Genomic DNA, 1,673 nt, shown 5'->3' on the forward strand with positions numbered 1-1,673 from the left:
CCCTGCCCGCCGGCCGCCTCGACGCCCTGGAGGCCGGCGCGCTGCCGCACGCCGCGGGCTACCGGCTGCGCAGCTGGCGCGGGCCGTGCCCCGCCGGCGGCGAGGCGGCCGTGGCGGCCCTGATGGCGCGGATGAGCACCGACGCGCCCCGGGGCGGGCTGAGCGTGGAGCCGGAGACCTGGGACGCCGCCCGCGTCCGCGCCGGTGAGGAGCGCTTCGGCGCGCAGGGCCGGCGGTGGTGGACGGCCGTCGCCGAGGCCCCCGACGGCCGGCTCGTCGGCTACACCCAGCTCGTGCACGGCCGCGACGAGCCGGAGCGGCTGTGGCAGTGGGACACCCTCGTCGTGCGCGAGCACCGCGGGCACCGGCTGGGCCTGCTGCTGAAGGTCGCCGCGCTGCGGCTGGCCACGGCGGACGTGCCGGGGGCGCGGCGGGTGACGACGTGGAACGCCGTCGTCAACGCACCGATGATCGCGGTGAACGAGGCGATCGGCTTCCGCCTGGACGAGCTGGTCGAGGACCGGGAGGCCGACGTCGACGCCGTGCTGGCGGCCCTGCAGCGCTGAGCCCGCCTCAGAGCTTGCGCAGCATCACCCGGCGCACCGCGTGGTCGGGGCCCTTGCCCAGGACGAGGGTGGCCCGGCTGCGGGTGGGCAGCACGTTCTCCACGAGGTTGCGCTCGTTGATGTCGTGCCAGATCCCGAGCGCCCGCTCGACGGCCTCGGCGTCGGTGAGGGCGGCGTAGCGGTGGAAGTAGGACTGCGGGCGGCTGAACGCGGTCTGCCGCAACCGCAGGAAGCGCTCGACGTACCACTGGCGCACGTCCTCGGTGCGGGCGTCGACGTACACGGAGAAGTCGAAGTAGTCGCTGACGCCCATGCCCTGCTTGCCGTCGGCGCGCGCCCGCGAGGGCTGCAGCACGTTGAGGCCCTCGACGATGAGGACGTCGGGACGGGTCACGACGATCTCGGCGCCGGGCACGATGTCGTAGACCAGGTGCGAGTACACCGGGGCGCGCACCTCCGGCGCGCCGGACTTCACGGCGGAGAGGAAGCGCAGCAGGGCGCGGCGGTCGTACGACTCCGGGAACCCCTTGCGGGCCATCAGGCCGCGCCGCTCCAGCTCCGCGTTGGGCAGCAGGAACCCGTCGGTCGTCACGAGCTCCACGCGCGGGGTCTCCGGCCAGTGGGAGAGCAGCTCGCGCAGGATGCGGGCGGTCGTCGACTTGCCGACCGCGACGGAACCGGCGACGCCGATGACGAACGGGGTGCGCGCCGCGCTCTCCCCGAGGAACGTCGAGGTGGCGGCGTGCAGGCCCCCGACGGCGCGGACGTACAGGGTCAGCAGCCGCGACAGCGGCAGGTAGACCTCCTCCACCTCGCGCAGGTCGACGCGGTCGCCGAGGCCCCGCAGCCGGGTGAGGTCCGCGGAGGTCAGCGTCATCGGCGTGGAGGCCCGCAGCTGGCTCCACGCCTGCCGGTCGAGGACCACGTAGGGGGAGAGCGGGTGCCCGTCGCGGGAGGGGGGACGGGCACCGGCGTCCCGCGGCGCGACGGCGTCGGGCGCGCGCGGGGGGGCGACGTGCTGCACGTGGGTCAACGCTACCCCGCGTCCGCCGAAGCGCCCGCCCGAGCGCCCGCCCGAGCGCCCGCCCGAGCGCCCGCCCGAGCGCC

The 1,673-nt window shown here is 76.0% G+C and carries 2 protein-coding genes; one reads left to right on the top strand and one right to left on the bottom strand.

What is annotated here, in order from left to right; genetic code table 11:
- A partial coding sequence (locus ABEB16_RS11880) for a GNAT family N-acetyltransferase (RefSeq protein ID WP_345712460.1) occupies positions 1-566 on the top strand: 566 nt, incomplete at its 5' end.
- 7 nt (positions 567-573) lie between these two features.
- Here ABEB16_RS11880 and coaA read toward each other — a convergent pair.
- On the bottom strand, positions 574-1,491 hold the full coding sequence (coaA, locus tag ABEB16_RS11885; RefSeq protein ID WP_345712461.1) for a type I pantothenate kinase: 918 nt from the start codon (positions 1,489-1,491) through the stop codon (positions 574-576).
- Positions 1,492-1,673: the final 182 nt, after the last annotated feature.

Origin of the sequence: Kineococcus glutinatus, assembly GCF_039542765.1 — a bacterium.
In the GTDB taxonomy this organism is placed as follows: Bacteria; Actinomycetota; Actinomycetes; order Actinomycetales; family Kineococcaceae; genus Kineococcus_A; species Kineococcus_A glutinatus.